Source organism: Arthrobacter sp. 05L421, assembly GCF_056397785.1.
On record NZ_JBFTOC010000002.1, the window covers coordinates 200,966 to 226,478 of the forward strand.

Here is a 25,513-nt window from a genome sequence, read left to right on the forward strand (position 1 = left end):
CATTTACGGTGATATCCGGTATTTGACCAACGTCGACTTTCTCGACAGTTACGGGCGTCAAGTCATCCTCTGCACGACCTCCGGCGAAACCGACGATTTCCGGCAATCGCTGGAGGAAATAGCGGCGAACCACGGTTTCCGGGTATTTCACAGCGATTACGTTCCTCCGTCGGCCGGCACCAGGCGCCGGACCGGCGGAACAGTCCGCGACCGCGTCATCAGGGACGCGCTGGGATCTGCCGTGGAAGCTGACTATGTGGTGTGTCTGGATGCGGACTCGACGTCGGTCCGGCCGCTGTCTGAACTGGTGGGTGAGCTTCGAAGGCGCGGCGACGATGTCGCTTCAATTGAGCTGGTGCCGCAGGAGGAGGGCTCCGCCCTGGTCCAGTTGCAGCGGCATGAGTACCGGCTGGCAATGCGCCTCCGGTTCGTCATGCCATGGCTTCTAAGTGGCGCATGCCACGCCGGAACAGCATCTGCGATGCGGGCCATCATGGCGCAGCATTCACTCTTCTTCCAGGGCAATGATGTTGAGACAGGTTTGCTCGGCGAGCGTCTCGGATACCGCATGACCCACATTCCTTTCGCCGTGAACACGGACGTTCCCGCATCGTTGCGGGCCTGGTGGCGGCAACGCCTTGCCTGGGCGGGCGGGGAATTCCGTTTGTATATTGTGAACATCCGTTTCTGCTTCTGGCATCCATTCTTCTGGGCATACGGGAGTGTTGTGCTCTTTGCATTTCTCGTTCTTCGGTGGGAAGCGCTCGTTCATCCCGGGCTGTCGCTGCTGGCCGCGGCCACTCTCTATTTCGGCATGGTCTATGCCATTCATTGGAAAGGGCGCAATCGCTGGCTTTTGCTGATGCCCTTCTACACGCTTGCCACCAGTCTGATCATCCTTCCGCTCGGTGTGGTCTGGTACTTTGCCATGGCAATTCCAGAGAGGAACTTCGGACTCATCAGGTTCCATCGCGGCGCCGTGGGTTCCCATGCGCCAGGTCAGCCCCGCAAAGCCGTGGGCGTGGCCGGCGCATAGCCAGGGCGCCGCTGCCGCGGGCGCTCACAGGAGGTTCGTGGCACAATCCACGAGCCTCCTGTGAGCGTCATCCGGCCAGCGCTTGCACCCGTGCGCACCCCTTATACCAACACCGTCTTGGCGCTCGCTGAGAGCCTGCTGTACTCCGGCTGTAGGTAGCAGGGGTCAAAAATTCGAGTCCTCGAGGGGTAGCGGTTACCCGTCTGTTATCCGCCGCCGGCCCTTGCGGTCAGTACCCCCCGCGCGGGCTGCCTCGCCGCCGTCGGCCGCCGGGCGGGTATCCCAACGCGTCGGAGCGGGTACCCGCAGCGCGTGAGCCAAGTGGTCGGAACCCCCGGAAATCAACGGACCGCGGTCCGGAACGCAAGGTGCCGGCTGCTCCCAGTTTTCTCCAAGGAATCACCAAGCACTGTTGCACCATCACTCACTCTAAGAGGCAGGTGTGCAATGAATTTGTTTGCAAGCAGGAAGGTCGGCGGCCAAAGACGAGTCTTTAGCCGCCCAACCCGCGCAGTAGCCGCAGGAACAGCGATGACGCTGCTCACTTTCGTCGGGCTCACTACAACGGCGCTGGGCGCCAGCGCCGCGCCGGCGCCCGTCGGCGCAGGCTTCACCGTCACCGCAGCCGACTTGGCCTTCATCCTCAAGCAGATCAAGATCGCCGAGGCACACGTCGCGAATACGACGTCGGCCACCGGCCCTTGCGGGGCGCTTATCGGAAGAGGCCCTAACCAGATCCCCGATGCCCTTACCTCGTACGGACTCCGCACGGTTGACGGCTCCTGCAACAACCTGATCAAGGGCCGCGAAACATTCGGGGCCGCCGACCAGCTTTTCCCGCGTCACACGACGCCGTCGTTCAACACAGCGGATGGTGTCCCTGCCGGGTTCGGCCCCGCCGGTACGTCCTCGTACGCCCAGAAGTCGGGCAATGTGTTCGACTCCCAGCCCCGCCAAATCAGTAACCTGATCGTGGACCAGACGTCCACTAATCCGGCCGCCGTGGCCGCTGCCGGGTTCCCGGTCCGGACCCAAGGCAACCCAGGGTTGTTCCCCTGCACCACCGATCCTGACCCCCTGGCGGCTCCGCCGGTCGAGGCTGTGCCGGCCGGCTGCGTCCCCACGGGCCACACACTGTTCATCCCCAACGTCACCACCGACGTTGGACTCTCCCCGCCCTACAACTCCTTGTTCACGCTGTTCGGCCAGTTCTTCGACCACGGTGTGGACCAGACGGTCAAGGGCGGCGGAACGGTGTTCGTTCCGCTCAAGGCCGACGATCCGCTGATTACAGTCGGACCCGACGGCAAGGCCGGAACCGGCGATGAAGTGGCTCCCAACAGCCCGAACGCGTTCATGGTCCTTACCCGGGCCCAGAACCAGCCGGGCGCGGATGGCGTCCTCGGTACCGCAGATGACGTCCAGGAAGCCGCCAACACGGACTCGCCGTACGTGGACCAGTCCCAGACGTACACGTCCCACCCCTCGCACCAGGTGTTCCTGCGGGAATACATCAACAACACCGCCGGCAGGCCGGTCGCAACCGGCAAGCTGCTCGGCGGTCCTGCCGGTCCCACCGCCGGCGGCATGGCCACGTGGGCGGGCGTCAAGGCGCAGGCAGCGATCTTCCTGGGCCTCAAGCTCGAGGACAAGGATGTCACCAACATTCCGATGATCGCCGCGGATCCGTACGGCAAGTTCATCCCGGGCCCCGCGCGCGGTCTGCCGCAGTACGTCACCCTGACCGGCTTGGTTGAGGGCGACACGGCTAACCCCGTTCCGGTACCGGCGAACGTGCGGTACTTCGATACCCCGTTCCTGACCGACATCGCGCACAACGCCGATCCGTCGCCGCAGGACACGGACCACAACCCTGCCACGCCGCCTGTCGCGCCCACTCCGGACGCTGACACCACGGCCTCGGCGGATTTTGCGAACCAGCCCGCCGGGACTTACGACGACGAAATGCTCAATGCGCACTTCTGTGCCGGTGACGGCCGCGTCAACGAGAACATCGGCCTGACCACCATCCACCAGGTGTTCCACTCGGAGCACGACCGCCTGGTGGCGGATATCGAGAACACCCTCACCAACGACACCTCAGCCACCGGCGTTGCCGCGCTTGCGGAGTGGAAGCTGACTGCGGGTGCTAACGGTTGGAACGGCGAACGCCTGTTCCAGGCGGCCCGGTTCGTCACGGAGATGGAATACCAGCACCTGGTCTTCGAGGAGTTCGGCCGCAAGGTCCAACCCGCGATCCAGCCCTTCCACGTCTACCACACGGACATCAACCCGGCCATCAGGGCGGAGTTCGCCCACGCGGTCTACCGCTTCGGCCACTCCATGCTGACCGAGACCATCTCCCGCACCAACGCGGACGGCAGCGACAACTCCATCTCCCTGCTTAAAGGATTCCTGAACCCGCCCGAGTACACCAACGGCGGATCGGCGGGGTCCCTGACCTCGGAAGAAGCCGCGGGCAGCATCGTCATGGGCATGAGCGACCAGGTCGGCAACGAACTCGATGAGTTCGTGACCGGCACGCTGCGCAACAACCTGCTGGGTCTTCCCCTGGACCTGGCGACGATCAACATGACCCGTGCACGTTCCGAAGGCGTCCCGCCGCTCAATGAGCTGCGCCGCCAGATCAACGAGTCCACGGGCGACGCCCAACTGGCTCCCTACACGAGCTGGGCCGACTTCGGGCAGAACCTCAAGCACCCCGAATCGCTGATCAACTTTGTTGCCGCCTACGGCACCTACCCGACCATCACCAGCGAAACCACGCTGGCGGGCAAGCGGGCAGCAGCCAAGGCAATCGTTGATCCCGGCACCTTGGCATCTCCTCCCACGGCTGACATGTCCGACTTCATGAACAGTGCCGGTCCGTGGGCCACCCAGGAGACCGGGCTGAACAAGGTCGACCTCTGGGTCGGCGGGCTGGCGGAGAAGACTAACCTCTTCGGCGGCCTCCTGGGCAGCACTTTCAACTACGTGTTCGAGAACCAGATGACCGACCTGCAGAACGGTGACCGCCTTTACTACCTGGCGCGCACACCCGGCATGAACCTGCGGTCTCAGCTGGAGAGCAACTCCTTCGCGGAGATGATCATGCGCAACACCGACGCGCACTCGCTCAAGGCAGATGCTTTCGGCACAGCCGACTGCAAGTTCCAGCTCGGCAACCTGGCTGGTACGCCGGCGGGGTATACGACATCGGGGGCCACGGTCGCCGATGACCCAGCCAGCGAGTGCAAGGAGAACCTGCTGCTCCTGCGCAAGCCGGACGGCACCATCCAGTACATGGAGAAGAACACGGTAGATCCCAGCGGCATTAACGGCCAGTCCGTATACAACGGCACGGCCAACGCTGACCGGGTCACCGGCGGCAACGACAACGACACGTTCCTCGGCAACGAGGGCAACGACGTCATTGAGGGCAACGGTGGCGACGACATCGCACTCGGCGGCGACGGCAACGACCGGATCACGGATCTGTCCGGCGCCGACGTCCTCAAGGGCGGTCCGGGCAACGACTACCTCAACTCCGGTATCGGTGATGACATCATGATGGGCGGCGACGGCCAGGACTTCACCAACGGCGGCGCCAACGACAACGAAACCTTTGCCGGCGAAGGAAACGACTTCGTGCAGTCCGGTGACGGTGCCGATGCGACGTTCGGTGACGGCGGCGATGACTGGATCCAGGGCGGTTCCGGCCAGGACCTGCTGATCGGCGACCACGGCGCACCGTTCTTCGACGACCCGGCCCAGACGAAGCCCGGAAACGACATCTTCGTCGGACAGGTTGGCGAGAATGACTACGACGCCGAAGGCGGCGACGACATCATGACGTCCAACGCGGCGATCGACCGCTACGCCGGTGCTGCCGGTTTCGACTGGGCCACGCACCAGTACGACACTGTCGCCGCCGACGACGACATGAAGATCAACAACAACCTGGTCGGACTCCCGCTTCCTGTCGTGGTCAACCGCGACCGCTGGCAGGAAGTGGAGGCCAACTCCGGTTCCAAGTTCGACGATGTCATCCGAGGCGACGACGCAGTGCCCAGCACCGTAGGTGGTGCAGGCTTCAGTGGCTGCGACGTCCTCGACCAGACGGGCATCAACCGGATCGCCGGCCTGGGGGCCATTCTCCCCGCGCCGACCACCCCGCTTGCACCCGTGGCTGCACTCTCACCGATGGGCGTCTGCCCGCTAACCGGTCCGGTCTGGGGTGACGGCAACATCATCATCGGCGGCCTTGGCAGCGACAAGCTCGAGGGCCGCGGCGGCAACGACGTGCTCGACGGTGACCGGTACCTGAAGATCCGCATCAGCGTGCGGGACGACGCAGGCACGGAGATCGGTACCACCGACCTCATGGAACGCCCGTACCAGACGGGTAACCCGCAGACCCTGGCGGCTGCAGTAGCAGCCGGCGTCGTCAACCCGGGGAACCTGGTGGCTGTCCGCGAAATCGTGACCCCCACCGCCCTCGAAACCACGGGCAACCGGGACGTCGCGATCTTCTCCGGACCCCGGGCCAACTACACCATCACCACGACTGGCGGCACCGGCACCATTGGTTCGGCTGGCTCGACTACCACGGTGGTGGACAACGTCGGAATTGACGGCACGGACACGATCCGCAACATCGAGTTCCTGCAGTTCTCCGATACCGTTCTGCCCAACGCCCCGGTTATCGGGACGGCAGCCGCCGGCCCCGGGCAGGCAACGGTGCGCTGGACGGCCCCGACCGTCGGCATTGCCGACACCTTCTCCGTGAAGGTGCTCGACGTGACGACAGACCCGGCCGGCGTCCAGGTCGGTGCGCTGCGCACCGCTCCGGCGGGCGCCACCAGCCTGGTGGTGACGGGTCTGACGAACGGATCCCAGTACCGGTTCCAGGTGCTGGCCAGCAACGCCCTCGGTGACAGCCCGTTCTCGGCACTCTCCAACACAGTGAGCCCGACGACGGCGACCGCACCGGGAGCGCCCACCATCGGGACGGCCACGGCCGGGAACGCCTCGGCGACCCTGACCTGGACCGCACCGGCATCCAACGGCGGATCCGCCATCACCGGTTACACCGTGCGGGCCTTCGCCGGGACCGTCCTGGCACGCACGCAGGCGGTCACCGGAAACGTCGGAACCGTCGTCGTGACAGGCCTTACCAACGGGACGGCGTACACGTTCGACGTCGCCGCCATCAACACGGTGGGTACGGGCGGATTCTCGGCCCGCACCGCAGCGGTGACACCACGTACCGAATTCGTGGCTCCCACCCTCACCGCGCGGTCCCCTGCGCCGGGGGCATTGTCGGTCAGCCAGGGCGCCAACGTGACGGCAACGTTTAGTGAACCGGTGACGGGAGTTACGGGAACGAACTTCCAACTGCGGCAGGGCACCACGGCGATCGCCGCCGTCGTCTCCTACGATTCGCTGACCCGCGTCGCGACGCTCAACCCGGTGGCAACGCTGCCGGCAGACCGCGTCTACACCGTGACCGTCTCCGGCGTCCGTGACCTTGCGGGCAACACGATGGCGACGAGCACGTGGACGTTCACGTCGGGGCCTCTTCCTGTCATCACCTCATCGACCCCCGCTGCGGGAGCCACAGGGGTGCTGCGGAACAGCAACACGACGGTGACGTTCAGTGAGTCCATCACCGGGTTCGCCGCTGCAGGCAGTGTCCGGATCGTCCGGGCCTCGACGGGAGTCGACATCGCGGTCGCGGTGACTTACAACGCCACGACCAGGGTGCTGACAATCAACCCGAGTGCCACGCTCCTTGCCGGCACGCAGTACAGGGTCATCATCACCGGTGGCACCACCCGGATCCGCGATCTGGCAGGCAACCCGTTGCCCAGCCGTTCGTGGACGTTCACCACGGGATCAGCACTGTAGCAGCAGTGTGAGAACGCCGGCTGGCGGACCCTCAGCGGCCCGCCAGCCGGCTTCCTCAAGTCTTCGAAATTCATTTTGGACACTGTATTCAGCTCTATTGCCCACTTGGAGGGGCCATGACTACACGACGAGAGATCTTCAAACTGGGCGCTGTCGGCGCCCTCGGCCTTGCCGGCTTCAAAGGCGGCGACGACGACGTCCCGACGACGGGCACTGCCGCGCCGGCCGGGACACCGGTCACGGCCAGCCTTCTTGCACCCCAGAACATGCCTGTTCCCTATGCCGGAGTGTTTCGCCGCCCGCCGGAGCTGGTCCCTTTTCAGACGGGCTTCGACGACGGCGACCCGGCCCGTCCGTTCGCCCGGTATGCCCTCACCCAGAAACTCGGCCAGGCCCAGTTCGTGCCCGGCCTGAACACCACCGTCGCGGGCTACAACGGCATCTTCCCGGGCCCCACCATCCGGGCCACCCAGGGCACCCGGATCGAGGTGCGGATCCGCAACGCGCTGCCGGCCGCAGGGCTCCTGCAACCCGCCCGCTTTGATACCGTCACCCACCTGCACGGCTCGGCGTCGCTGCCGCAGTACGACGGATACGCCAACGACATCACCGTCCCGGGAAACGTCAAGAACTACCATTACCCAAACTTTCAGACGGCACGGACCCTCTGGTACCACGACCATAAGCACCACATCACCGCCCAGAACGTGTATTCGGGGCTCGCGGCCTTCTATCCGCTATCCGACAAATTTGAGCGTGCGCAACTGCCTCAGGGGGAATTCGACGTACCGCTCATGATTTCGGACGCCATGTTTAACGCCGATGGCTCCCTGGCATACAACGACAACGACGTGAAGGGCCTGTGGGGCGATGTCATCATGGTCAACGGCGTGCCGTGGCCCACCATGAAGGTCAAGCCCCGGATCTACCGCTTCCGGGTGCTCGACGCCTCGATTTCGCGGTCCTATCGGCCCACGCTCTCCACCGGAGACCCCGTCTACGTGGTGGGCACCGACGCCGGTATGACGCCCAAAGTGGAAGCCGTGAAATCGTGGCGGCAGGGCACGGCGGAACGCTATGAAGTACTAATCGACTTTCGGAAATACCGGACAGGCCAGCTGATAGAACTGCGCAACCTCAGCAACAAGAACAACATCGACTTCGCCAACACCAACAAAATCATGCGCTTCCAGGTAGTGGCCGATTCCGGGTCCGGGGCCGGCTCCATTTCCAGTATTCCGGCAACTCTGGACGACGGCGGCTCCGTCAACGCGTCCAAGGGCGGCATCCCCACTATGAGCCTCACTCCGGCAATGGCGAAGGCGAAGCGCGAACTGAGATTTTTCCGGGACCACGGACAGTGGACCGTCAACGGCGTCACGTGGGCCGATGTGGAGAAGTCCGGGTTTACCAAGCTGTTTGGCAACCCCCAACCATTCGACATTGAGCAATGGACCATCATCAACGCATCCGGCGGCTGGTTCCATCCGGTGCACATCCACCTCATTGACGCCAAAATTATCGCCAGGAACACCAACGGCGGCCAGCCGTTTGCCTGGGAGAAGGGCCCCAAGGATGTCTTCTACGCTGGCGAGAACGAGTCCGTCACCGCCCTCATGCAGTTCGACACGGGTACCGGCGGGGGTGGTCGCTACATGATCCACTGCCACAACCTGGTCCACGAGGACCACGACATGATGGTGCAGTTCTCCGTCGGCGACCTGCGGACCAACGACCCCATCACTTCGGATCCACCGGTCCTGGACACCGCTGCTCCGGACGCCTTCCCGCCGGTGTACCGGCCCGGGCTGCCGGCGGGGACCTGAGATGGGCCGCGTTGGGACGCTGGGCGCGGCGGCCCTGCTCGTGCTGGCGCTGAGCGCCTGCACGGGCGGAACACCGTCGCCGGCACCGCCCGTGCCTAACGCCGCGGCCGTTCAGAGCGCGGCGCCCGTCTCGCTGGAGACCGGGACAGACGTAGGCAACGGCCGCCCCGCCGTGAGCAACGACGGGCTGATGGTGCGGCGCCGCGCGGTCATTGCCATCCACCCCACCGCGGGCGGAAAGCCGGGCGCACCGCGCGCACGGCTCGAGCAGACCGCGGCTGCCAGCCGCATCGTCCTTTCCGACATCCCCCCGGACGTGCTCGAACCAGCGATCCTGGAGCATCTCGCACCGGAATTGATCCTGGCGCTTCCGGCCGGAAGCACGGGCGAGGACGCGGAGAAGCTGGCCGAGCTCGCCTTCGGCCCGGAGGGCAGCTACCCCGGCGTGGAGCATGTCCACGTCGCGTCAGTCCTGGTCCACGACCTCCAGTTCAGCGTCGCTGCCGCCGATCCGGCAGCCGTGGCCAGGTCCGTTGCCGCGGAGGGCATCCTCTCGGACGCGCTCGGGAACTACGGCACCATCCTGGACAAGGCGGCCTTGAAGGTTACCTATACGGGACCGCTGCTCAGCGACTTGCTGGTGGAATCCGTGCGGATCGGCATGGCCCGCGGCGCCGGCGTCAAGCCAGCGGACGTGACCTTGGCTCCCCGTTCGGCCACGGGCGAGGGAGTGGACATGTCCCTCGAGCCGGAACCGGCACCCGAGCCTGAACCGTCGGCGGAGGATGGCGGAACGCACTCGCACGACGCCGGCAGCGGCAGCGGCGACGCCACAGCAACGACCCCGGGTTCTGCGGAATCCGGGCACTGACCGCACCAGTGGCCGGCCGGAGCAAGGGGAACGCTACCGGCCGGCCACGAGTGTGTCCCGGATCTCGCGGCGCAGAATCTTGCCGATCAGCGAACGCGGCAGCTCGTCCATCACGGCAACGCGGCGCGGCACCTTGTAGGCGGCCAAGCTCTCCCGGGCGAACGCCAGTAGCGCCTCCGGGTCGATGCCGGCACCCGCGGACGCCACGACGGCGGCCACCACGTCTTCGCCGCCGCCGGGGCGGGGCAGACCCACCACGCACACGTCCTTGACGCCGGGGAATTCGGAGAGGACGTCCTCGACTTCCGTGGGGGAGACGTTGAAACCTCCCGTGATGATGAGTTCCTTGAGCCGGTCCCGGACAGTCACAAAACCATCCTTGTCCACCGTGACAATGTCCCCCGTGCGGAACCAGCCGCCTTCCAGCAGCGCTTCCTCTGTCTCCTGCGGCCGGTTCCAGTAACCGGCAAAAACCTGCGGACCCCGGATCAGGAGCTCCCCCTCCGCGCCGGGGGCACAGCCCAGGAGAACGTTCCGCGGGTCCACCACGCGGATGTCGGTCAGGGGAAACGGGACCCCCACAGTTCCCGGTTTCCGGCTGGGCCCGAAGGGGTTGCCCAGGGCGATGGGCGAGGTTTCCGTCAGTCCGTAGCCCTCGATCAGGAAGCCCCCGGTCGCGTTCTCCCACCTCTCCACTGTCGCCGTTGGCAGGTTCATCGCCCCCGAGATGGAAAACCGGATGCTGTCCAGCGCGATACCGCGCTCGGCGGCGGCTGCGGCGATCCGGTCGTAGATCGGCGGCACCGCCGGCAGAAACGTTGCAGGGGACTTCTTGTGCGCCTTCAGTACGAGGTCGACGTCGAACTTGGGGAACAGCACCAGCCTGGCACCAATGCTCAAGGCAAACGTCATGCACAGCGTCAGACCGTACGCGTGGAACATGGGCAGCACCGCGTACACAGTTTCCCGGCCGTCCTTGAGCCCGGGCACCCACGCGCGGCCCTGCGCGGCATTGGCCTGCAGATTGGCATGGGTCAGCATGGCGCCTTTCGGCTGGCCCGTGGTGCCGCTGGTGTATTGGATGACGGCCAGGTCGCCGGCGGCCGGACGCGGATGCCGTTTTTTCAGCGCGCCGGCGGCAAGGAGTTCTTTCCAGGCCAGCACGGTCCGGCGCGCCGGCTGCGCCACGGGCCTCGGCGGGTGCTTGCCGGCTGCCAAGGCGGCCCGGGCGGCGCGGGCTGCCGGCACGGGGAGTCGCAACGCCATCCGTTGCAGAAACGGCATCGCCGGGATCAGCTCAACTGAGACGATGCTGTGCAGCCCGACGTCGGCCGGCAGCTGACGAACCTTGTCAACGGCCTTGTCCCAGACTATGGCGACGGTAGCGCCGTGGTCCTCGAATTGATGGCGTAGTTCACGGTCTGTATATAAGGGATTGTGTTCGACGACGACGGCGCCCAGGCGCAGCGCCGCGTGGAAGGCGATGATGTGCTGCGGGCAGTTCGGCAGGACCAGCGCCACCCGGTCACCGGCCCGGACGCCGAGCGCCTTCAGGCCCGCGGCCGCCCTGCTGATGGCGGTCCCCAGTTCTCGGTAGCTGGTGCACGCGCCGAAGAATTCCAGCGCGGTCTTGTTCCCGTAGCGCCGGACGGACGAGTCCAAGAGGTCGACAAGGGACCCTTCGGGGAGCTTGAGGTCGGCCGGAACTCCGGGGCTGTAGTGGCGGATCCAGGGGCGGCCGGGACGCAGAGGCCCCGCGGATCTGGTGCTCATGGTGTGTCCTTGCCACTGGGCTGGGTTGGGCTGGGCTGGGTGGGCTGGGTTGGGCTGGCTGGGTCCGGCTCCCGGCCCCGGGCCCCGCAGGGCCCGCCAAGAAATCCTACCGGCGAAATCCCACCGGCGCGGCCCCACACGGACGAGCGTCGCCGGCGAGGGCCGCAGTGGTGGCGCGCCGTGAGTACGGGGAGGTGACTTTCGGCCCTTGGCACCCGGCAGGCCCGGGCGGAGGCTGGGGCGTACACCGCGAGCCGCAGGTCCGCACACTTCAGGGCCGCGCTGTTCCACATGCTTGCGCAATTCCACATGCTACGCAATGTAAGAGGTCCTCGGGAGCGCCATGAAGTACCAGCAGCCGACCCTGAAGTTCCGGGGTCCCTCCGACTCCGGGACGATCGACACAGGAAGTATCGACACAGGAAGTATCGACACAGGGGACCTGCGATGAACTCCGACGGCGTCACCCGGACCACCCTGTTGAAGGAGATCCACGATCTGGCCCGGCCGCTGAAAACCGACCGTGATCTTAACGGCCTCGTTCGGCGCGCTGCCGAGTGCCGTTTCGTAGCCATCGGCGAAGCGTCCCACGGCACCCACGAGTTCTACACCTGGCGCGACACCCTCAGCAGGAGGCTGATCGCGGAGGAAGGCTATAACTGGATCGGGGTGGAAGGGGACTGGCCCGACTGCTGGCGCATCAACCGCTGGGTCCGCGGCCAGGAGGGGAAGGACCAGGGCGTCCACGCGCTGCTGGCCGGTTTCGAACGCTGGCCGACCTGGATGTGGGCCAACGAGGAAGTCGCGGCGTTCCTGGACTGGCTGCGCGGCTGGAACGCAGGCCGGCCCCTGGATAAGCGTGTCGGCTTCTACGGACTGGATGTCTACTCGCTCTGGGATTCGCTCCGCGAAATCATCGGCTGGCTGCAGGAGAACGATCCCGACGCCGTGCCCACAGCCGAGCGGGCCTGGCAGTGCTTCCTGCCCCACCACGAGGACCCGCACCAGTACGCCTGGAGCACGCGGCTGGTGCCGCAGTCCTGCGAGCCCGACGTCGTGGCCCTCCTGACCGAGGTCAGGAACCGGGCCTTCAGCCCCGGACCCCATGAGGAGGACGCCTTCGACGCCGTCCAGAACGCCGAAGTGGCGGCCAACGCGGAGCACTACTACCGCATCATGGTCCGGGGTGACCGGCAGTCCTGGAATGTCCGCGACCACCACATGGCGGACACCATCGACCGGGTCAGCAGGCATCTCGGAGCGGCGTCGAAAGGCCTGGTCTGGGAACACAACACGCACATCGGTGATGCCCGGGCCACCGACATGGCGCAGGACGGCCTGGTCAACGTCGGGCAGCTGCTGCGCGAACGCCACGCGGGCGAAGGGGTGCTGCTTGTTGGCTTCGCAGCCCACCGCGGCTCCGTGCTCGCCTCTGACGGGTGGGGCCGCCCGGAGCGCATCCTTACGGTGCCGGCGGCACATCCGGGCAGCCACGAAGACTTCCTGCATCAGGCCCTCGGCGTGCCGTCCGTGCTGGAGTTCGGCGACGACCGGACCGGGCCATGGCTGTCGACATGGCTCGGGCACCGGGCGATCGGCGTCGTCTATCACCCCGAGAGGGAAGCCGGGAACTACGTTCCGACCCGGATGGGGGAGCGCTACGATGCCCTCATCTGGCTTGAACGCACCAATGCACTGCGTCCGGTGCACCACGAGGGGCCGCCCAAGGAACCGGAGTTCGAGACCGAGCCCACCGGATTCTAGTCCGGTGTCGATTCCAAGAAGGCAGGAGCCAGGATGGGCAAGCCAATCGTCGTCGGTTTCAACGGGTCTGCGGGCAGCGAGGCCGCGGTGGCCTGGCACGGACCGACCCCGGACTGGCGGGAAGCCCCTGTCCGCAGAGGGGGCTTTTCCCGGCTGCCCAACGGATGGGAGGATGATGCCGTGGACCCCTTCTTCAATTTCGTCACTCACTTCTGGTGGCTCGTCTTTCCCCTGAGCGGACTGGCCGGCGGATGGGCGCGCTCTTGGTCCAAAGCAGCCGAACGCCGGCACCGGCGCCGTGTGGAGCTCTACACGCTCAAGAACCAAGCGGCGCAGGCCGAGCAGGCAAGCAAGGACGATGTGCTTGCCCTCATGAAGGCGCACGACGCCGTCAACCGGCGTTGGCTGGACTACGAACTCGACGTGGGAAAGCTGATCGACTTTCCGGTCATGACGGATGTCCGGGAGCCCCTCACGGTGGCTTTCCTGCGGGCCAAGCGTGAGGCCGACGGTCTGCGCCCCGCCGCCCCCGGAGAAGTCAGGACCGCCGCAAGGCTCGCGGAGTACCGGGCAGCCGTGACCAGTTTTGAACTGGCATTCGACGTCGCCGAGCGGGAAGCCAAGCGGATCAGGGACAGCAAGTTCACCGGGCCGGAACGCCAGCGGCTGGAGACTGCCCGGAAGCTCCTGCGGATCGCCTCAGACGCGGCCGCGACTCCTGCCGAGCGCCAGACGGCGTACAGGCGCGCCCGCCGGGAACTCGACGGGCTCATCGTGTTGCCGGAGGCCACGCTCGCTGCGCTTGAGGAAAAAATCGCTTCGATGCTCGACGCCGGCCCGGCACCGGAGGTCCGCCGGACCGTCTAGGGCCGCCGTGAGTCGGGGCGAAGCCCGCCACGCCCGCTGTGAAACGCGTCGCACCGCCACCATGAATGTTGCGTGCCGTACCGGGGACCGGAATTTAGGGTCTTCTGGCATGTTTTGCCCTGCCGTCTTTCCCACGTACCATCGATAAGGTTTCAAGCTGCTTAAGTGACCACTGCGAGTCCGGAGAGTCATCGGAGAAACGCGGTGTTCATCCGGCATGGGGGATGTGGAACTGCTGACCATGGACACTGCAGATTGGGCAACAGGTGGAAATCACCGTAATGGTGGCGCTAGTGATATCGCTGGCGCTGTTCTTCGACTTCACGAACGGATTTCATGACACCGCGAACGCCATGGCTACGCCCATCGCGACCGGCGCCATCAAACCGAAAACAGCGGTTGCCCTCGCGGCGGTGCTAAACCTCGTGGGAGCGTTCCTCTCCACGGAAGTCGCCAAGACCGTTTCCGGCGGCATCATCAAGGAAGGCGCGGACGGTGTCCAGATAACCCCGGACATCATCTTCGCCGGCCTGATGGGCGCCATTCTCTGGAACATGGTCACCTGGCTCAAGGGCCTGCCGTCCAGTTCCTCGCACGCGCTCTTCGGCGGCCTGATTGGGGCTGCGATCGCCGGCATTGGCATCCACTCGATCAATTTCGAGTCGCTCATGCAGAAGGTCATTCTTCCCGCGATTTTTGCGCCTGTCATCGCCGGCGCCGTGGCGTACCTGTGCACGAGGCTGGCCTACGCGCTTACCTCCCGGCACGACCCGGAAACCGGGGACAAGCTCACGCAGAAGCGCGGCGGATTCAGGACCGGCCAGATCTTCACGTCCAGCCTCGTTGCACTCGCGCACGGGACCAACGACGCCCAGAAAACCATGGGGATCATCACCCTGGTCCTGATCTCTGCCGGCACCCAGCCCGCCGGCTCCGGACCGCAGTTCTGGGTCATCGCCTGCTGTGCCTTCGCCATCGCGATCGGCACCTACTCCGGCGGCTGGCGGATCATTCGCACCATGGGCTCCGGCCTTACCGAAGTCAAGCCTGCCCAGGGGTTCGCGGCCGAAGCCAGCACCGCCAGTGCCATTCTGGCCTCGTCGCACCTGGGCTTCGCCCTCTCCACCACGCAGGTGGCCTCCGGTTCGGTCATCGGCTCCGGAATGGGACGCCGCGGCACCACCGTGCGGTGGGGCACCGCGGGCAAGATTGCGCTCGGCTGGCTATTCACACTCCCCGCAGCCGGCATCGTGGGTGCACTGACTGCAATGCTCGTTCAGACCGGAGTCATTGGTGTGATCATCGCGGCCGTGGCCGGCACCGCCGCAGTGGCCTATATGTTCGTGCATGCACGCAAATCCCACGTTGGCCACCACAATGCCGTCCAAATCGAGGAAGTCGGCCAGGCCGTGCAGTTCCGTAAGAAGAAGTCCACCGCCAAGGCCATCAAGAATTCCGCCGTCAACGCGATCAAGAACGGGAGCGCCAAGCGATGAAGTGGTTGGAACTGTTCACCGTGGCCGGTGCCACGCTTCTGTCCGCGGTGACCGTCGTCGTCCTCTATGCCCTGGGTGTCCGGCTGACGGCCATCGCGGGCGACATCCGGAACTCTCCGGCGTCGTGGACCCGACCGCTCGCTTACGCCTGCTTCGCCGTGTGTGGGGTTGCCGTCCTCTTCGGGCTCTACTTGATCATTCCTTACTTCCACAAGTAAGCCGCCGCCTGCAGGCCGGTCGGGTCGTCCGCGCTGTTCGGCTGTCCCTTGCAGGGGTGAGGCCGTGCGTCGGGGGATGGGAACCGGGCACGGCATTGGCTAGGCTGGGGCCATGGTGAGCTTCCAGTACTTTGTGGCCTCCTCCCTCGACGGGTATATCGCCACCGATAAGGATGATCTGGCCTGGTTGCTCCAGTTCGACGGATTTGACGGCGGGCAGGAGAGCTACGACGCCTTCATCGCCGACGTCGGCTGTATCGTTATGGGCGGCGAGACCTACGCCTGGCTTCGGGAACACGAACCCGGCACTTGGCCCTATCCGGGCACGCCCTGCTGGGTCTTCACCCACCACGAACACTCAGCCCCCACGGGCGCCAATGTCACGTTCGTGCGCGGGGCCGTCGGCGAGTTCGTGGACGACCTCAAGGGCGACGCCGGCGGCCGAAACATCTGGGTTGTGGGCGGAGGCGCCCTGGCAGCGCAGTTCGCGGACGCCCGGCTGCTGGACGAACTGATTGTCTCGGTCATCCCCGTGGTTTTGGGCAGCGGCAAGCCGTTACTGCCGATGAGAGGGCCGACGCCGCCGCTGGAGCTGACGTCGTCGCGCACCTTGGGCCGGGGCATCGTGGAACTGCGGTACCGCTTCCCGGACCGGACCTAGCCGGGTCCGGAACCCCAAGCCGTGCGAGCCCCTAGGGCGCGATGTCGCGGATAAGGTTCGTGATCCGGGCGGTAGAGAGCCGGCGGCCGTGCTCGTCGGTCATCACGATCTCGTGAGTGGCGAGGGTCCGGCCGAGGTGGATGGCCGTGCAGGTGCCGGTGACGGTGCCCTCGGAGATCGCCCGGTGGTGTGTCGCCCCGACCTCAATCCCCAGAGCCTGCCGGTTGGGACCCGCGTGCATTCCCGCAGCGAAGGAACCCAGGGTTTCGGCGAGGACCACGTGGGCCCCGCCGTGCAGGATGCCGGCCACTTGGGTGTTCCCCTCCACCGGCATGGTGGCCACAGTGCGTTCCGGACTCATTTCAAGGAAGTGGATCCCCATCTTCACCACGAGGGCCCCGACGCCGTATTGGCCCAGCCAATCGTGCATTTCCTCGGGAACCCCGGCCGCCGCGAGCTCGGCCGCGTAAGGGCCGGGCGTGAAATTGTCCATCATGGGAACTAGGCTGGCACCTGTGAGCGAAACTACCAAACCGGCCCTTGCCCCCTTTGCAGCAGCTGCCCCCCTTTCTGCGGACACTGCCGCAGTCCTTCTCCCGGCAACTGAGCCGGAATCAACGCTTGCGGCCAAGCCCGCCCGAAAATCCGGCCGGGCCGCGGCATCGGTTTCCGCCACCGAGGCTCCCGTAATTCCCATCACGAACCAGCCGCGCCTACTCGTGCTGGACGGACATTCCATGGCGTTCCGGGCGTTCTTCGCCCTGCCCGCAGACAAGTTTTCCACCGCCACGGGGCAGCACACGAACGCGATCCACGGCTTCACCTCCATGCTGATCAACCTGATCAAGGAGCAAAAGCCCACCCACGTGGCCGTGGCGTTCGACGTCTCCGACGACACGACCCACCGCAAGGCCGAGTACAGCGAGTACAAGGGCGGCCGCAATGAGACGCCCCGGGAAATGAGCGGCCAGATCGACCTGATCGACAAGGTCATGGGCGCGTGGGGCATCAAGACCATCAAGATGCCCGGCTGGGAAGCTGACGACATCCTGGCTACCCTCGCCGCCATGGGGGAAAAGGCAGGTTACGAGGTGCTGCTGGTCTCCGGTGACCGCGATGCCTTCCAGCTCATTACTGACAACGTTTTTGTGCTGTACCCCAGGAAAGGCGTCAGCGATATTCCCCGGATGGACGCGGACGCCATCCAGGAGAAGTATTTCGTCAGCCCCGCCCAGTACTCGGACCTCGCCGCCCTGGTGGGGGAGTCCGCGGACAACCTCCCCGGCGTGCCCGGCGTCGGTCCCAAGACGGCAGCCAAATGGATCAACCTCTACGGCGGTCTTGAGGGGGTCCTGGAGAACCTCGACGCGATCGGCGGCAAGGTGGGGGACTCCCTCCGCGAATACGTTGAGGACGTCAAGCGCAACCGCCGGCTCAACAGGCTTCACACCGATCTCGACCTGCCCGTCACACTGGACGAGCTCGCGGACCCACGGCCGGACCAGGCCGCCCTTGAGGAGCTGTTCGACACCCTCGAATTCAAGACCATCCGTACCCGGCTCTTTGCCCTCTACGGCAGTGAAGTTACGGAGGCCGAGCGGGAAAGCCTCGACATCCCGGACTTCGTGATCCCGGCGGACGCAGCCGAGCTCGGCGCCTTCCTCGCGGCCGGTGCCGGCCAGCGCTCCGCCGTGGCGGTCGACCTTGTGCCTGGCCGGATCGGCGACGACGCCGCCGCGGTGGCGATCGTCCGCGATCACGCCGGCGTTTACATCGACCTGGCCAGCCAGGACGCCGAAGCCGAAAACGTCCTGGCCGCCTGGCTGCGTGACGCCCAAGCGCCGAAGGTCGTGCACGGGTTCAAGGCTGCCCTGAAGGCACTGACCGCCCGCGGCCTGGAACTGGAGGGCGTGGTGGATGACACCTCCATCTCCGGCTACCTCATCCAGCCCGACCGCCGCAGCTACGAGCTCGCGGAGCTGGCGCAGCATCACCTCAACATCGCCGTTTCCACCGAGGCCGCCAAGGAAGGCCAGCTTGAGCTGGCGTTCGACGGCGACGACGCCGCCGCCGCCGGCGCGCTGGTCCACGTCGCCGCCGTCGTCCAGGCCCTGAGCCGTTACTTCGAAGCAGAACTGAAGGAACGCAAAGCCCAGGACCTGCTGACCACCCTTGAACTTCCCGTCAGCCGGGTGCTGGCCGACATGGAACTCGCGGGAATCGCCATCGACATGCCACGCATGGATGAGCAGCTCTCGGACCTTGCCAAGGTGATCGAGAACGCCCAGGAGCTTGCCTTCGCCGCGATCGGCCACGAGGTCAACCTCGGATCGCCGAAGCAGCTCCAGACCGTGCTGTTCGACGAGCTCCAGTTGCCGAAAACCAAGAAAATCAAGTCCGGCTACACCACCGATGCCGCCTCGCTCAAGAACCTGCTGGAAAAGACCGGGCACGAATTCCTGGTCCAGCTGATGGCACACCGCGAGTCGTCGAAGCTGCGCCAGATGCTGGAGTCGCTGAAGAAGTCCGTCACGGAAGACGGCCGAATCCACACCACCTACGCGCAGAACGTCGCTGCTACCGGCCGGATCTCCTCCAACAACCCCAACCTGCAGAACATCCCCATCCGCAGCGAGGAAGGCCGGCGGGTCCGCGGCATCTTTGTGGTCAGCGAGGGCTACGAGTGCCTGCTTTCCGCGGACTACTCGCAGATCGAAATGCGCATCATGGCCCACCTCTCGGGCGACGCCGGGTTGATCCAGGCCTACAAGGACGGCGAGGACCTGCACCGCTTCGTGGGCTCGAACATCTTCCATGTGCCCACAGACCAGGTGACCAGTGCCATGCGTTCCAAGGTCAAGGCGATGTCCTATGGCCTTGCATACGGCCTGACGTCGTTCGGCTTGTCCAAGCAGCTGGAGATCTCTGTTGACGAGGCACGGAACCTCATGAAGGAGTACTTCGACCGGTTCGGCGCCGTCCGGGACTACCTCCGCGGCGTGGTGGACCAGGCCCGGATCGACGGCTACACCGCCACCATCGAGGGGCGCCGGCGTTACCTCCCGGATCTGACCAGCACCGACCGGCAGCTGCGGGAGAACGCGGAGCGCATTGCGCTGAACTCGCCAATCCAGGGGTCGGCCGCTGACATCATCAAGCGCGCCATGCTGGGAGTGCACGCCGAACTGGCGGCCCGGGGCCTCAAGTCGCGCATGCTGCTGCAGGTCCATGATGAACTCGTCCTCGAAGTCGCCACGGGCGAGCGTGAGGCCGTCGAGAAGCTCGTGACGGAGCAGATGGGCTTGGCCGCGGATCTCAGCGTTCCGCTGGACGTCCAGATCGGCCTCGGCTCAAGCTGGTACGAGGCGGGGCACTAACGTTTACCGGTTCCGGCGCCGCCGGGACCTCAGGATTCGTAGGATTCTCAGGGGGAGAAGCACGTGGCAGAAAAGTACGAGCTCAGGCGGTTCCGCGCGGTCGAAAAAGACTTGGCGGATTACGCGCAGGGCACCGCGTGGCTGCGGGGAGTCGGGATCGGCTTCTATGACGAGCCGCGCAAGGACGACTTCGTGGACAAGATCATGGCCATGTATCTCGTGGACAACCGTGAGATGACCGGCGTCTACCAGGCCGCCGGCGTCGCTGCCCACTCGCTGGCGGCCGAGGTCCCGGTGGCGACTTTCGCCACCCTGCGCAAGGACCTGAACCTCGGCTACGGCCGGCAGTTGGAAGCCCACCTCGTCACGGCCGTCACTGTCCGCGGGACCCACCGCCGCCAGGGGCTGCTCCGGCGGATGATGACCGAGGACCTTGCCGCGGCGAAGGCGGACGGCGTCGCACTTGCGGCACTCACTGCCTCGGAGGCCTCGATCTACGGGCGGTTCGGTTACGGTGTGGCCACCTTCGAGCGCAGCGTGAAAGTTGATACCGGGCCGCGCTTCCGCCTGCGCCATGTGCCGGTCGGTTCCGTGGAGATTGCCGACCGCAAAGTCCTCCTGGAGCTTGCCCCGGAGGTCTTCGGGCGGGCCCACGGTTCTATGCCCGGATCGATCTCGCGGCAGGAAGCGTACCGGCTGCGGTCCTCGGGCATGCTCGGGCGCGACGGCGGGGAGGACGAGGCCATCCGATGCGCCCTGCACTACGACGCGGCGGGCACCGTGGACGGTTACGTCTCCTATAAGTTCGCCGGCTGGGACACCAAGCCGTACACCATGGAGATCGTTGACCTCGTGGCGGCGACCGACGCCGCGTACCTGGAACTGTGGCAGTTCCTCGGCAGCATCGACCTCGTAGATCGGATCAGCTGGCAGGAAGCGCCGGTGGACGACCCCCTGACCTGGGCGCTGGAGGACCCGCGCTGCGTCGAGTCCTCGGACCACCGGGACATGCTGTGGCTGCGCGTCCTGGACGCGGCCCGGGTGCTGGGGGCCCGCCGCTACTCCGCCGACGGGACCGTCGTTCTTGCCGTACGCGACAGCCTCGGCTTCGCGGCCGGCACCTTCGCCCTCACGGTCTCGGGGGGAGAGGCCACTGTGACGCCGGCTCCGGAGGCTGAGCCGGACCTGTCGCTGGACGTTGCGGATCTCGGCTCCATCTACCTGGGCGCCGTCTGTCCCGTGACCCTGGAAGCCGCCGGCCGGATCACCGAGCACACTGCGGGGGCGGCGCTGACAGCGCGGCTCATGTTCGCCGTCGAACGCTCACCGCACTGCCCCACGCACTTCTAGGCCTCCGGCCCGACTCCAACCGGCACCGGCGGCGGCGGTCGGGGCGCCGGTCGGGGCGCGAACTGCCCCGGGCGCTTTGACCGGCCTTCGCGGAAACGACTAGACTAAACGGGCGTGCACTACGTGCGCGCATCTATAATCCACAAAATCAGGATGACCCGGCGGAACACTTGCTGTGACGCCGTGTGCTTGGCCTGCATTCCATAATGCCGGCGAAGCGGTTTGCCTGACCGACTAACTATCCACAACGGAGCCCCTACTACATGACCATCACCTCCACCGAGAAGCCCGGTACCCCCGTAGTCGCCATTAACGACATCGGTACCGCTGAGGACTTCCTCGCAGCTGTCGACGCCACCATCAAGTACTTCAACGACGGAGACCTCGTCGAAGGTACCGTCGTCAAGGTCGACCGCGACGAAGTTCTGCTCGACATCGGTTACAAGACCGAAGGTGTCATTCCCTCCCGCGAGCTTTCCATCAAGCACGACGTTGACCCCGGAGACGTCGTCTCCGTTGGCGATCAGGTCGAAGCCCTGGTGCTCACCAAGGAAGACAAAGAAGGCCGCCTGATCCTCTCCAAGAAGCGTGCTCAGTACGAGCGTGCCTGGGGCGACATCGAGAAGGTCAAGGAAGAAGACGGTGTTGTCACCGGTACCGTCATCGAGGTTGTCAAGGGTGGTCTTATCCTCGACATCGGTCTGCGCGGCTTCCTGCCCGCATCCCTCGTCGAGATGCGCCGTGTGCGCGACCTCGCTCCGTACATCGGTCAGCAGATCGAAGCCAAGATCATCGAGCTGGACAAGAACCGCAACAACGTTGTTCTTTCCCGCCGTGCATGGCTCGAGCAGACCCAGTCCGAGGTCCGCTCCACGTTCCTCAACAAGCTGGAAAAGGGCCAGGTTCGTCCCGGCGTCGTTTCCTCCATCGTCAACTTCGGTGCCTTCGTGGACCTGGGCGGCGTAGACGGCCTGGTTCACGTTTCCGAGCTGTCCTGGAAGCACATCGACCACCCGTCCGAGGTTGTCGAAGTTGGCCAGGAAGTCACCGTCGAGGTTCTCGAGGTCGACCTGGACCGCGAGCGCGTCTCCCTGTCGCTCAAGGCTACGCAGGAAGATCCGTGGCAGACCTTCGCCCGCACCCACGCCCTCGGCCAGGTTGTTCCGGGTAAGGTCACCAAGCTGGTTCCGTTCGGCGCGTTCGTTCGCGTTGAAGACGGCATCGAAGGCCTGGTCCACATCTCCGAGCTCGCCGTGCGCCACGTTGAGCTGGCCGAGCAGGTTGTCTCCGTTGGCGACGAGCTGTTCGTCAAGGTCATCGACATCGACCTCGAGCGCCGCCGCATCTCGCTCTCCCTCAAGCAGGCCAACGAGGGCGTCGACGCCGACAGCACCGAATTCGATCCGGCACTCTACGGCATGGCCGCAGAGTACGACGAAGAGGGCAACTACAAGTACCCGGAGGGCTTCGACCCGGAGTCCAACGAGTGGCTTGAAGGCTACGAGAACCAGCGCTCCGCCTGGGAGCAGCAGTACGCTGACGCCCAGACCCGCTGGGAAGCACACAAGAAGCAGGTTGCCCAGCACGCTGCCGACGACGCTGCAGCTGCAACGTCCGGCGAGAGCGATTCCGGCACCACCAGCTACTCCTCCGAACCGGCTGCAACCGAGACCGGTGCAGGCACGCTTGCTTCGGACGAGGCTCTTGCCGCTCTGCGCGAGAAGCTGACCGGCAACTAATTGCCCAAGTTTCTCACGGAGTCCGCTCCCTGAGGCCAGGCAGTTTGTAGCTTGAAGGTGGCCGTCCCCTCGGGGGCGGCCACCTTTTTTTGTGTGGATCGTGTCTTTGTGGGGATCGGGGTGCGGACATGCGCCGCGGCTGGCCTCACCACCGTACATGCTCATTCTTGAGGCCCACGCCCGGGGGACATACCCATTTTTGGAGCCCGTCCGTGGGCACAGGTGCATTACGCTCAGTCATCGCCCCGGGCGCGGGACATGTCCACTGATCGGCGGCCCGCACTATGCCCTGGCGCAGGACATGCCCCGCAGCCGCCCTGACCTCCGGACATGCGCCGCGGCTGCCCTCACCACCGGACATGCTCATTCTTGAGGCCCCCTCCCGGGGGACATGCCCATTTTTGGAGCCCGCCCGTGGGCATAGTTGGATTGGGCCCGGTACTGGCCCCGGGCGCGGGACATGTCCAGTGCTGGGAGGCCTGCGGCGAGGCGGGGTGCGGGCTCCTTGACGGCAGCCCGGCGTTGAGCGCAAACTCGGGAGGTTGAGATATTCGCCAACGATGATGAGGGGACTTCCATGGCTGATACTTCAGAGGCTGTTGAATCACAAAACACAGTCAGAGCTGCGGGTCCGTGGCCGCGGGGCATCGGTGCCGTCACCTTGTTTGTCGAAGACTTGGCCACCACGAAGGGCTTCTATGAGGCCGTCTTCGGGTTGCCGCTCGTTTTCGAGGACGACGCCTCTGCTGTCTTCAAGTTCGAGAACACGTTGATAAACCTGCTCGACGTCTCCGAAGCTCCCGAGCTCATCCGACCAGCCGCAGTGGCCAGCGCAGATTCCGGTGCCCGAATGCAGTTCACCATCGCAGTGGACGATGTCGACGCCATGTGTGCCGAGTTGGCGCGCCGCGGCGTCGAACTGCTCAACGGCCCAATGGACCGGCCCTGGGGTATCCGCACCGCTTGGTTCCGCGACCCTGCCGGATTCATCTGGGAAATTGCCCACTAGAAGTTGGCCCAGACTGACCGCTTAGGTTCGCGCGACGGGCATGTCCATTGCTGGGTGGCTTGGGACGGACATAAGAGGAATGGGCGCAGTGCGAGCAGCTACCGGTGGCATGTCCAGTCCTCGATCTGAGCCCGGGACTCGCTCTGGGGCTTGGGACTGGGCGCGGGAGGGCATGTCCACTGCTGGGTGCGTGGGATGGGCATAGGGGAAACGGGCGCAGTGCTCGCAGTCACCGGAGGGCATGTCCAGTGGAGAGAGGCGAGTCCGGCCCCCGGATGCCATGCCGTCAGCGCAGCGGGATCGTGCCTTTGACCGGCACCGTATCCGTCTCGGAGGCCGCACCGGTCACTAGTTCGGCGCCTGCGGATTTCAGCAGTGCGAGGGCACCCACATTGCCGGCCGTGGTTTCGGCCACCAGGACGGCTGCCCCTGCGGCCGCGGCCCGATCCTTCACAAGGCGCAGCGACTCGCGGCCCACGCCACGGCCACGGAAGCTCCGCGCGAGCCAGATGCCGGTTTCCAGCGCCCCGCCGCGAGCCCCACCAGCACCAACCCGGGCCCCACCAGCACCAACCCCAGCCCCGCCGCCAGCCCCACCAGCACCAATCCCAGCCACCCCAGCCCCGCCGGCAACCGCCCCTGGTGGCTCCGCGTCCGTCCGCCTCAGCCGGATGGACCCTGCCAGTTGCCCGTCGCAGCTGATGGCCCAGCTCTTCTGACCCGCGGGACCGTCCAGTCCGGCTGCGGCGGCGCGGTGGAATTCGCGGAACCAACTGATCCGGTCGGTGTTCCAGCCGGGGGTCGTACCCAGCGGCGGGGTGACCTCGTCGGCGTCGGCGTCCCGCAGCGCAAGTTCTAGAAGCTGCTCAAGAAGGGCTTCGCTGACGTCAAGCAGGGCGACCGCGGGCACGGGCTCAGCTGATGGGGACATCGATCCACTCCGTTTCTCCGGGCACCAGCGATGCGCTGCCGGCTGACATCGCGGCCACGCGGTCCGCGGCCCGGGCCAGTTCTTCCGGATCATCCGGCAGCGCCAGCCTCAGGACAGTAGTCTGCGCCTCGTAACGGGTTTCGGCCATGACATACCCCGCGGCGCGCAGATCATTCTCCAGCCGCCCGGCCACGGCGTGCTGCACCGGCACCGAACAGATTCGCAGCCGGCGGCGCCGCACGAGAGGCGCGAGCTCCAGCGCCCCAGAAACGGATTCGGAATAAGCGCGCACCAGGCCGCCGGCGCCCAAAAGAATGCCGCCGAAATAGCGCACCACGATCGCGGCGGCGTCGCTGAGGTCGGCGACGCCGGGCGCGGTCTCCCGCTTCAGCAGCGCTTCGAGCATGGGGAGGCCAGCGGTACCGGACGGCTCGCCGTCGTCGTTGGACCGCTGCACGTCCCGGTCGGGACCGAGCACGAAGGCGAAGCAGTGGTGCCGTGCGTCATGGAATTCCCGGCGCAGGCGGGCAAGGGCGGCTCGGGCGGCGTCCTCGTCCGGAGTGCGGGCCAGGACGGTGATGAACCGGGACCGCTTGACCTCGATTTCGTGGCGGAATTCGGACCCCGCGGCGAGGGTGGTGTAAATGGCCGTCCTGCTCTCGGGGGTTTCCGCCGCATCTGCCAC

17 protein-coding genes are annotated in these 25,513 nt (G+C 65.8%); 13 read left to right on the top strand and 4 right to left on the bottom strand.

Annotation, left to right across the window (positions count from 1 at the left end; genetic code table 11):
• The first annotated feature begins 22 nt into the window (after window positions 1-22).
• The 4 genes from AC1DKQ_RS03920 (at window position 23) to AC1DKQ_RS03935 (ending at window position 9,643) form a co-directional block, all read left to right on the top strand.
• Entirely contained in the window at window positions 23-1,036 is a 1,014-nt protein-coding gene (locus AC1DKQ_RS03920; RefSeq protein WP_476883270.1) for a glycosyltransferase family 2 protein, read from the top strand.
• A gap of 531 nt (window positions 1,037-1,567) precedes the next feature.
• Window positions 1,568-6,946, top strand: coding sequence for a peroxidase family protein (locus AC1DKQ_RS03925; protein ID WP_476883271.1), 5,379 nt, complete (start codon window positions 1,568-1,570; stop codon window positions 6,944-6,946).
• Between the two features lie 116 nt (window positions 6,947-7,062).
• Window positions 7,063-8,772, top strand: coding sequence for a multicopper oxidase family protein (locus AC1DKQ_RS03930; protein ID WP_476883272.1), 1,710 nt, complete (start codon window positions 7,063-7,065; stop codon window positions 8,770-8,772).
• 1 nt (window position 8,773) lies between these two features.
• Window positions 8,774-9,643: a hypothetical protein gene (locus AC1DKQ_RS03935; protein WP_476918264.1), complete on the top strand. Its 870-nt coding sequence runs from the start codon at window positions 8,774-8,776 to the stop codon at window positions 9,641-9,643.
• A gap of 33 nt (window positions 9,644-9,676) precedes the next feature.
• Here AC1DKQ_RS03935 and AC1DKQ_RS03940 read toward each other — a convergent pair whose 3' ends face one another.
• The gene (locus tag AC1DKQ_RS03940; protein ID WP_476918265.1) at window positions 9,677-11,416 is read right to left on the bottom strand and encodes a long-chain-fatty-acid--CoA ligase; all 1,740 of its coding nucleotides are present in this window, start codon (window positions 11,414-11,416) and stop codon (window positions 9,677-9,679) included.
• A 447-nt stretch (window positions 11,417-11,863) separates the two neighbouring features.
• On the opposite strand from AC1DKQ_RS03940, the gene AC1DKQ_RS03945 reads away from it, so the two are divergent.
• From AC1DKQ_RS03945 to AC1DKQ_RS03965, 5 genes are all read left to right on the top strand, one after another.
• Window positions 11,864-13,180 carry an erythromycin esterase family protein gene (locus tag AC1DKQ_RS03945; protein ID WP_476918266.1) on the top strand — a complete coding sequence of 439 codons (1,317 nt, stop codon included), beginning with the start codon at window positions 11,864-11,866 and terminating at the stop codon, window positions 13,178-13,180.
• Window positions 13,181-13,360: 180 nt separating this feature from the next.
• On the top strand, window positions 13,361-14,047 hold the full coding sequence (locus AC1DKQ_RS03950) for a hypothetical protein (protein ID WP_476918367.1): 687 nt from the start codon (window positions 13,361-13,363) through the stop codon (window positions 14,045-14,047).
• Between the two features lie 266 nt (window positions 14,048-14,313).
• On the top strand, window positions 14,314-15,543 hold the full coding sequence (locus AC1DKQ_RS03955; RefSeq protein WP_476883277.1) for an inorganic phosphate transporter: 1,230 nt from the start codon (window positions 14,314-14,316) through the stop codon (window positions 15,541-15,543).
• On the top strand, window positions 15,540-15,761 hold the full coding sequence (locus tag AC1DKQ_RS03960) for a hypothetical protein (protein WP_277523773.1): 222 nt from the start codon (window positions 15,540-15,542) through the stop codon (window positions 15,759-15,761). The genes AC1DKQ_RS03955 and AC1DKQ_RS03960 overlap by 4 nt, the downstream gene beginning before the upstream one ends.
• A gap of 112 nt (window positions 15,762-15,873) precedes the next feature.
• On the top strand, window positions 15,874-16,422 hold the full coding sequence (locus AC1DKQ_RS03965; protein WP_476918267.1) for a dihydrofolate reductase family protein: 549 nt from the start codon (window positions 15,874-15,876) through the stop codon (window positions 16,420-16,422).
• Window positions 16,423-16,453: 31 nt separating this feature from the next.
• Here the strand turns inward: AC1DKQ_RS03965 and AC1DKQ_RS03970 are convergent, their stop codons facing one another.
• Window positions 16,454-16,918: a hotdog fold thioesterase gene (locus AC1DKQ_RS03970; protein ID WP_476918268.1), complete on the bottom strand. Its 465-nt coding sequence runs from the start codon at window positions 16,916-16,918 to the stop codon at window positions 16,454-16,456.
• Window positions 16,919-16,937: 19 nt separating this feature from the next.
• On the opposite strand from AC1DKQ_RS03970, the gene polA reads away from it, so the two are divergent.
• The 4 genes from polA (at window position 16,938) to AC1DKQ_RS03990 (ending at window position 23,897) form a co-directional block, all read left to right on the top strand.
• Entirely contained in the window at window positions 16,938-19,799 is a 2,862-nt protein-coding gene (polA, locus tag AC1DKQ_RS03975) for a DNA polymerase I (RefSeq protein ID WP_476918269.1), read from the top strand.
• A gap of 63 nt (window positions 19,800-19,862) precedes the next feature.
• The gene (locus tag AC1DKQ_RS03980) at window positions 19,863-21,149 is read left to right on the top strand and encodes a GNAT family N-acetyltransferase (RefSeq protein WP_476918270.1); all 1,287 of its coding nucleotides are present in this window, start codon (window positions 19,863-19,865) and stop codon (window positions 21,147-21,149) included.
• Window positions 21,150-21,412: 263 nt separating this feature from the next.
• On the top strand, window positions 21,413-22,888 hold the full coding sequence (gene rpsA, locus AC1DKQ_RS03985) for a 30S ribosomal protein S1 (RefSeq protein ID WP_476883282.1): 1,476 nt from the start codon (window positions 21,413-21,415) through the stop codon (window positions 22,886-22,888).
• Window positions 22,889-23,465: 577 nt separating this feature from the next.
• Complete coding sequence (locus tag AC1DKQ_RS03990; RefSeq protein WP_476918271.1) at window positions 23,466-23,897, top strand: VOC family protein; 432 nt, start codon at window positions 23,466-23,468, stop codon at window positions 23,895-23,897.
• 286 nt (window positions 23,898-24,183) lie between these two features.
• Here the strand turns inward: AC1DKQ_RS03990 and AC1DKQ_RS03995 are convergent, their stop codons facing one another.
• Both AC1DKQ_RS03995 and AC1DKQ_RS04000 read right to left on the bottom strand, forming a co-directional pair.
• Window positions 24,184-24,828 (bottom strand): GNAT family N-acetyltransferase, encoded by a 645-nt coding sequence (locus tag AC1DKQ_RS03995; protein ID WP_476918272.1) that lies wholly within the window; start codon window positions 24,826-24,828, stop codon window positions 24,184-24,186.
• Entirely contained in the window at window positions 24,812-25,513 is a 702-nt protein-coding gene (locus AC1DKQ_RS04000) for an IMPACT family protein (protein WP_476918273.1), read from the bottom strand. Before AC1DKQ_RS04000 ends, AC1DKQ_RS03995 begins: the two co-directional genes overlap by 17 nt.